This is a genomic window from Shigella sp. FC1544, assembly GCF_001722145.1.
GTDB classification, from domain to species: Bacteria; Pseudomonadota; Gammaproteobacteria; order Enterobacterales; family Enterobacteriaceae; genus Escherichia; species Escherichia coli.
The window spans coordinates 1-7,343 of sequence record NZ_MECT01000092.1 but is presented as its reverse complement, the minus strand read 5'-3'; the positions used below and the strand labels follow the sequence as shown (position 1 = coordinate 7,343).

Here is a 7,343-nt window from a genome sequence, read left to right as displayed (position 1 = left end):
TTTCTGGTGCGTACCGGGCTGAGAGGCGGTGTAAGTGAACTGTAGTTGCCATGTTTTACGGCAATGAGAGCAGAGATAGCGCTGATGTCCGGCAGTGCTTTTGCCGTTACGCACCACGCCTTCAGTAGCGGAGCAGGAAGGACATCTGATGGAAATGGAAGCCACGCAAGCACCTTAAAATCACCATCATACACTAAATCAGTAAGTTGGCAGCATTACCCGGCGTCGACTTTATCCAGCGGCCATGAATCAAACAGATAGCCGTCAAAATAAATATCGTCAACGTTCGAGAATTCCAGCAGACGTTGCTTAACGTTTTCCAGATGCTGCCACATTGCCAGCTTCGCCGCTCGGGCATCTTTTTTGATTAACGCGGCAAGGATCTGTTTGTGATCGCCCAACCACTCTTTGCGATACAGGCTGTCATCCAGATGGCTGTGCAACTGGATCCACATTGGATTGTTTTCCCGCCACTGCCAGGACTGACGGAATAACTCCACCAGCATGCTGTTATGCGTTGCTTCAGCAATGGCGAGATGGAACTGCATGTCACCGCTTTCGCTGCTACCCGGCGCGCTGGAAGCCAGTTCACGCTCTTCCAGTTGCAATGCCTGACGCATTTTGACGATATCTTCGCGGGTAGCCTGCAGGGCGGCAAATTCCGCGATGTTGCTCTCAAGAAGCTGTCGCGCCTGCAACAATTCAAAGGGGCCGGCATCATTGCAGACGTTGGCATCCGGACTGTCTGTGTTGTGGCTGCCTGAGCTATCAAGAACATAGATACCGGCACCCCGGCGCACTTCCACCAGCCCTTTGATCTCCAGCATGATCAGCGCTTCACGTACCACCGTCCGCGTGACATCAAGCATTTCTGCAATTTCACGCTCCGGCGGCAGCCGTTCGCCAGGATTGTACGGCGTCTTTATGATCAGATCGCGGATCATCGCCCCGACTTCCTGGTAAGGTCTTTGCGCAGAGGTGGCAGATTTCATGGTGTTGTGTCCGTTAGGTGCGGTTAATCAAATTTTTGCCGGATGCGGCGTGAACGCCTTATCCGGCCTACAACGGGCAATTTTACGGCCCCCGTTAATCTCAAACTATACCATTAGCACTGGAAGTTGGCACGTACAGGTGGGCAAAAAAACGAAAACTGGTCAACCAAATATCAGTTTGATTGACCAGTAAGTCTGTAGGGTAATCAGTTAGTTACAGCGCAGCCACACACTCGCGCGCACCGCGTTCGCACAGCTGCTGATATGCCGCCGTCACCGCGCCAACAAAGTCGGCATTCTGCGGCAGATCATCGGCAAAAATACCGCTCAGGCCCAGCAGCGCTTTCACGCGGTCTGCGCCCTGATACTGCGCGTTAATCTTCTGGAACTCGGCCAGCATCGGGTCGACCACGTCAATGGCATTACCCTGCTCATCCACGCCCTGGGTGTAACGCATCCAGCCAGCCACGCCCAGCGCCAGGTGACGCCAGCTGCCGCCGTTTTGCAGGTGCAGACGCACCGGGTCCAGCAGACGCTGCGGTAACTTCTGGCTGCCGTCCATCGCAATCTGCCAGGTACGGTGACGCAGAGACGGGTTGCTGAAACGCTCGATCAGCAGCGTCGCATAGGCCTTCAGGTCCGTACCCTCCGGCATAGACAGCGTTGGCGCTTGTTCCTGCATCATCAGGGCAAAGGCCGCTTTGCGATAATCCGGGTTAGTCATGGTGTCGGCAATAGTTTCATAGCCGCCGAGGTAACCGAGGTATGCCAGGAAAGAGTGGCTGCCGTTCAGCATACGCAGCTTCATCATTTCGAACGGCACAACGTCTGCAACGAACTGTGCGCCCACTTTATCCCAGTCCGGGCGACCATTAACGAAGTTATCTTCAATCACCCACTGACGGAACGGTTCGCAGGCAATGGCGCACGGGTCGTAAACACCCAGCTGGTCAGCAATTTCCTGTAAGGTTTCTGGCGTCGCCGCCGGAACGATGCGGTCAACCATGGTGCACGGGAAGGTGACGTTCTCTTCAATCCATGCCGCCAGCTGCGGGTCACGTGCCTGAGCCAGCCCCAGTACCGCGACCTTCGCCACATGACCGTTTTCACGCACGTTATCGCAGGACATCACCGTAAATGCTTTCAGCCCTTTTTCACGACGCAGACGCAAGGCTTCGACGATGTAACCAATCGCGGACTTCGGCGCAGTCGGGTTTTCTAGATCGTGCTTGATCAGCGGGTTATTGAGATCCAGTTGACCGCTTGCCGCATCAGCGCAGTAGCCTTTTTCCGTGACCGTTAGAGAGACAATCGCCGTTTGCGGACGCGCCATCGCGTTGAGAATACCTTCGCAGCCGTCGATTTCCGGATGCAGCGCTTCTTTCATCGAACCGATAATTTTCAGCTCGGTGCTTTCTGCGCCTTTTTCCGCTACGGTGTACAGCAGTTGCTGTTTTTTCAGGTTTTCGATCAGCACGCGGTCGTTGCCTGGCATCAGGTTAACTTCGCAGATGCCCCAGTCGCTGTCGGTGCTTTCCAGCAGATGATGGGTATACAGCGCCTGATGTGCGCGGTGAAACGCCCCGCAACCGAGATGCACAATGCGTGATTCCAGACGAGAATGATCCCATGACGGGCGGGCAACCGGCAGATTGCTGTCAACAATAGTAGTCATCGTAAACTCCAGAATCCGTCTTCAGAGAGTGACGGCAAGGAAGAAGGAACCGGCACGGCGCGCAGCCATGCCGGTGGATATTAACGGCTAAAGAAAGCGCGCTGGATCGCCAGTTCGACACCGCGAACTTCGGCCAGGCCTTTCAGACGACCAATTGCGGAGTAACCTGGGTTGGTTTTCTTCTTCAGGTCGTCCAGCATCTGATGACCGTGGTCCGGACGCATCGGGATCAGGTCTTCTTTGCCTTCCGCTTTACGACGGTGTTCTTCTTCAACAATCGCTTTCACCACTTCGTACATATCAACGTCACCGTTCAGGTGCGCCGCTTCATGGAAGGTTTTCGGGTTATCTTCACGCATGGTGGAGCGCAGATGGGTGAAGTAAATACGCGGACCGAACTGCTTGATCATATCAACCAGATCGTTGTCAGCACGCACGCCGTAGGAACCGGTGCACATGGTAAAACCGTTCGCCATGCTGTTTACGGTATCAACCATCCACTGCATATCTTCAATGGTGGAAACAATGCGCGGCAGGCCGAGGATCGGGCGCGGCGGATCGTCCGGGTGAACCGCCATACGCACGCCAACTTCTTCAGCAACTGGAATAATCGCTTTCAGGAAGACGGCAAAGTTTTCGCGCAGCTTCGCTTTATCGATATCTTTGTACAGCTCCAGGTGCTTACGGAACTGGTCGAGGGTATACCCTTCTTCCGCGCCCGGCAGACCGGCAATGATGTTACGCGTCAGACGCGCTTTGTCTTCATCGCTCATAGTGGCGAAGCGTTCAGCTGCCTGAGCAATTTCTTCTTCGGTGTAATCCGCTTCCGCGCCTGGACGTTTCAGGATATGCATTTCGAATGCAGCGAATTCGATCTGGTCGAAGCGCAGAGCTTTGGAGCCGTCTGGCAGCACGTATTCGAGGTCAGTACGGGTCCAGTCGAGCACCGGCATGAAGTTGTAGCACACGGTGCGAATGCCGCACTGCGCCAGGTTGCGCAGAGTCTGCTGATAGTTAGCGATCCACTGCTCATAGTTGCCAGTGTGGGTTTTGATATCTTCGTGAATTGGTACGCTTTCTACGACAGACCACACCAGGCCTGCGTCTTCAACGATCGCCTTGCGTTTGAGGATCTCTTCTACGGACCATACTTCGCCGTTCGGGATATGGTGCAGCGCGGTAACCACGCCAGTTGCGCCCGCCTGACGGACATCAGCTAAAGAAACCAGATCGTTTGGGCCGTACCAGCGCCAGGTCTGTTCCATGATTTTTCCTCTTTCACATAGTGGGTTCCACAGCAAAGAGACGCGGAACCCTGGAGTTGTTTAGGTATCCGGATGAACAACCAGACCGCAGCCGTGGCGTTGCATCGGATGAGATGGCGTATAAGTTCTACCTTTTGGTAAGATATGTCAACCAGAATTCTGAAATTGGTTAACCAAATCACAAGAATTTCACTCTCATGGTTGTTGCTGCAAATTGCAGCAAAAGGTAATCGATGGTTATTGATCAGTGGATGTGACATTCATCGCAACAATGGTTGACCAATTTACATAACATGTCGCCCAAAATAACAACGGTTCAACCAGGTAAGGTAAAACGTTATGCATGTGCTTAACATTCTCTGGGTAGTATTCGGCATTGGTCTGATGCTGGTACTGACAACGACCGCAGGTTCAGACACATTCACTGCATTAGCAATGCCTCTTAGATTATTTTGACCTGTCAGTAAAAGACACGTTGAAAACCTGGGGTCTGCTGGAGCTGGTCAACTCCGTGGTTGGGCTGATTATTAGCAAGGTAGCGTAAAAGAACACCAGAGCTGCCAATGGCAGGCTCTGACTGATGACAAAGTCTAAAAATGTGCCCGGACAGTCCCCTCGCCCCTCCGGGGAGAGGGTTAGGGTGAGGGGAACAGACCAGCAAAGTGCGCTTTGTTTATGCCAGATGCGACGCTGACGCGTCTTATCTGGCCTACAAAGGGCTAACGTGCAGGTTTTTAGCTTCAGGTAATATTGCGTAACTGCATTAGCAATGCCCTGTGATTTCTTTATTGATAAACAAAAGTCACGCCAATAATCGATTGCACATTCCCTGCAGTCACCTGCCCTCCGGTACGTGCGTAATTTGCCGTTAATCCCAGACTTACCGCCGAAGTTCCTACTGCTCCTAACGATACCGTGTTATTCGCTGGAATAATCGTACCGTTGCGCGTCAACTGTACGCCGACGCCCTGCGCTGGTGAAAACGACGCGGTATTAGTGAAAATCGAGTTGCCCGCATCTGCAGTTGTGCCGGAGAGGTAATACCCCAGGTTTTGGCTTTTCGCACAATAAACGGTAAGAGGAATTGGCACTGAACCAGGGTAGTCCGGCAGAGTAACGGTGACATCACGAGCAGAAACATCGCAGCCGCCAGTAGGCACCACCACATCATTATTGGCGTAAATATTCCACACAAACTGGAAATCATCGCTGTTATAGTTGTTGGTCTGTCGCAAAATAAGCACGGCAATTAATGAGCCAGCTTTAATCGCCACCCCGCCCGCACTGCTCACAGGCGTCAAATAAAGCGCCACCGGCCACGGCTTATCCGTTCTCGAATTATAAACAACCCGCGGCGTTTCGCTGGTGGTCGGAAATGGATAGCTACTGCCACTATATTTTACGGTCCCGGAAAAATTAGATAACACGCCGCCATAAGCCGAGCCTCGTTGCAGTGTGACATAGTCTGTAATGGTTTCCGGATAATCGTTATGGCAAAAGATTTGCGTCGAAAGATCTACGACCAGGTTTTGCCCCACATTCACGACAGGCGCAAGGTTTACATAAACATTAGCGCTGCCACCGCCAATAGGGATAGCAGTACCATTGGCGTTTTTACAGGCGAATGACTAGGCATTTACCGACCAGCCCATCAGCAGTACAGCAAACAGGGTAATAACTCGTTTCATTACAATTATCTCTTCGGGTTCAGCTGTAGGTATAGGTGATGCTAATCACTGCCTGAATGGTTCCCTGAGTGGCTCCGCCATTTACCGTCAATGCTCTGACCTGTAACGGGAAGTGCGCTGATTGTGAGGAATCATCCACCTGAACTGTTTTGGTTGCGCCAGTATTCAATGTGTTGCCACTGTCATCCTGTAGCTCTAACTGGATGTTTTGCGCGGTCCCCTGGTTTTTATAATATCCGGTACTGTCGGCTGCCCCGCTGAAGCTGGCAGTGACCCTCGACGTTCCCACCGGACAATTAGTCAACTCAAGCGCAACATCATGCCAGGCCGATGCCGCCCCGGCAGACATCAGACTGAAAGAATAAAGATCGCCGAGATCAACCGTGGCATTGGTGGTGGAAACTGTGCACGGTTTGGCGACGACCTTACCGTTCACCGTGATGGTGACATCGGCTGCCTGTATTGTCGCACTTGCGAGCGCCAATATTGCCGCCAATAAATACCCACGTTTGCGCCATTTCATGAGCATCTCCAGTTACTGATATTCAAGAGTGAAGGTAGCCGTGGCATTGATATGCCCCGCAGTGACAGGCACCTGTGTCGCCATTAGCCGGGCGTAAAAATTCAACGTATTTGGTTTACCCGGCGTCAGGGTCGTCCACGAAATCGCGGACGATGGAGCATTAAGGGGTATCTGATTTTGCTGCTCATTCAGAAGCTGTATTCCCAGTCCCGAAGCCGCTGACACCGTATTTTCAAGTGCAAGCAGGTTGGCATTGTGGCTATCTGCAACGCCGGTAAACCCAACCTTTACGGCAGAAACGGCGTTACCACAGGGTGACAGCAAAATACGAAATGGAACGACAGGAGTCGTTGCGCCAATGTTGTTAAATTGCTTCGCCGCGTTTTCCATCAGATCAACAGTAAAATTGGTTGATTCAGCGGCCACACTACAGCCGTTATCTCTGACATAGCCGCGGATAGTAATCGTGCTATCCGCAGCCAAAACGCGACTTACCGCCAGCCACAAAAAAGCGCACAGAAGATAAAAAGGTTTGTTTCTCATCACGCCCCCTTAACGACATTCAGCTGATAGCTGGGTTAATAACTGCTGCTGACTCTCTGGTGGCAGTTGATAATTGGCGATACAGTGAGCATTTTCCTCTTCTCCCCATTTCACCTGAACTTTTCCCGCTAAAGGCATTCCGCTGAGGTAAACCTGACCATTATCCGCAACAATGCCGCTACTCTGGCTACTCTCTGATGTCACCATCGCCCCAAACGGCAGCGGCTTATTATTGTGGGTTAGCGTCATGAGCAGTTTTATCCCAACGCGCGCTTTAAACTCTGCTCGCACGATCGCCCCACGAGTGGGAACAACGTTAGCGACCGCGTTATCTAAATCGACGTTATCAGCCAGGGTATTGGTATCCAGCGCCACTCTGGGTAATGACTCCAACTTACTGATAGTGTTTTATGTTCAGATAATGCCCGATGACCTTGTCATGCAGCTCCACCGATTTTGAGAACGACAGTGACTTCCGTCCCAGCCTTGCCAGATGTTGTCTCAGATTCAGATTATGTCGCTCAATGCGCTGAGTGTAACGCTTGCTGATAACGTGCAGCTTTCCCTTCAGGCGTGATTCATACAGCGGCCAGCCATCCGTCATCCATACCACGACCTCAAAGGCCGACAGCAGGCTCAGAAGACGCTCCAGTGTGG

At 52.3% G+C, this 7,343-nt stretch carries 7 protein-coding genes and 3 pseudogenes; 1 reads left to right on the top strand and 9 read right to left on the bottom strand.

Translation table 11 applies throughout. The features are described 5' to 3' along the window. The 4 genes from BGK49_RS25700 to uxuA form a co-directional block, all read right to left on the bottom strand. Window positions 1-165, bottom strand: a 165-nt coding sequence (locus tag BGK49_RS25700; RefSeq protein WP_047664789.1) for an IS1 family transposase, incomplete at its 3' end; no start/stop codon positions are given. 50 nt (window positions 166-215) lie between these two features. Then, complete coding sequence (uxuR, locus tag BGK49_RS06640; RefSeq protein WP_000833687.1) at window positions 216-992, bottom strand: Uxu operon transcriptional regulator; 777 nt, start codon at window positions 990-992, stop codon at window positions 216-218. A gap of 214 nt (window positions 993-1,206) precedes the next feature. Next, window positions 1,207-2,667: a fructuronate reductase gene (locus tag BGK49_RS06630; RefSeq protein ID WP_000208186.1), complete on the bottom strand. Its 1,461-nt coding sequence runs from the start codon at window positions 2,665-2,667 to the stop codon at window positions 1,207-1,209. An 80-nt stretch (window positions 2,668-2,747) separates the two neighbouring features. Continuing rightward, on the bottom strand, window positions 2,748-3,932 hold the full coding sequence (gene uxuA / locus BGK49_RS06625; RefSeq protein ID WP_000438559.1) for a mannonate dehydratase: 1,185 nt from the start codon (window positions 3,930-3,932) through the stop codon (window positions 2,748-2,750). 384 nt (window positions 3,933-4,316) lie between these two features. On the opposite strand from uxuA, the pseudogene BGK49_RS29120 reads away from it, so the two are divergent. After that, window positions 4,317-4,476: pseudogene (locus tag BGK49_RS29120) on the top strand (GntT/GntP/DsdX family permease); the annotation flags it as partial. 241 nt (window positions 4,477-4,717) lie between these two features. Here BGK49_RS29120 and fimH read toward each other — a convergent pair. The 5 genes and pseudogenes from fimH to BGK49_RS06595 all read right to left on the bottom strand — a co-directional run. Beyond that, window positions 4,718-5,620 (bottom strand): annotated as a pseudogene (fimH, locus tag BGK49_RS06615) (type 1 fimbria D-mannose specific adhesin FimH). Between the two features lie 19 nt (window positions 5,621-5,639). Further along, window positions 5,640-6,083 carry a type 1 fimbrial minor subunit FimG gene (gene fimG / locus BGK49_RS06610; RefSeq protein ID WP_077897989.1) on the bottom strand — a complete coding sequence of 148 codons (444 nt, stop codon included), beginning with the start codon at window positions 6,081-6,083 and terminating at the stop codon, window positions 5,640-5,642. A gap of 72 nt (window positions 6,084-6,155) precedes the next feature. Further along, complete coding sequence (gene fimF / locus BGK49_RS06605) at window positions 6,156-6,686, bottom strand: type 1 fimbria minor subunit FimF (RefSeq protein ID WP_001244838.1); 531 nt, start codon at window positions 6,684-6,686, stop codon at window positions 6,156-6,158. 9 nt (window positions 6,687-6,695) lie between these two features. After that, window positions 6,696-7,064, bottom strand: a pseudogene (locus BGK49_RS06600) (FimD/PapC C-terminal domain-containing protein); the annotation flags it as partial. 16 nt (window positions 7,065-7,080) lie between these two features. Continuing rightward, on the bottom strand, window positions 7,081-7,343 hold a 263-nt coding region (locus tag BGK49_RS06595), incomplete at its 5' end, for an IS1 family transposase (RefSeq protein ID WP_000317683.1).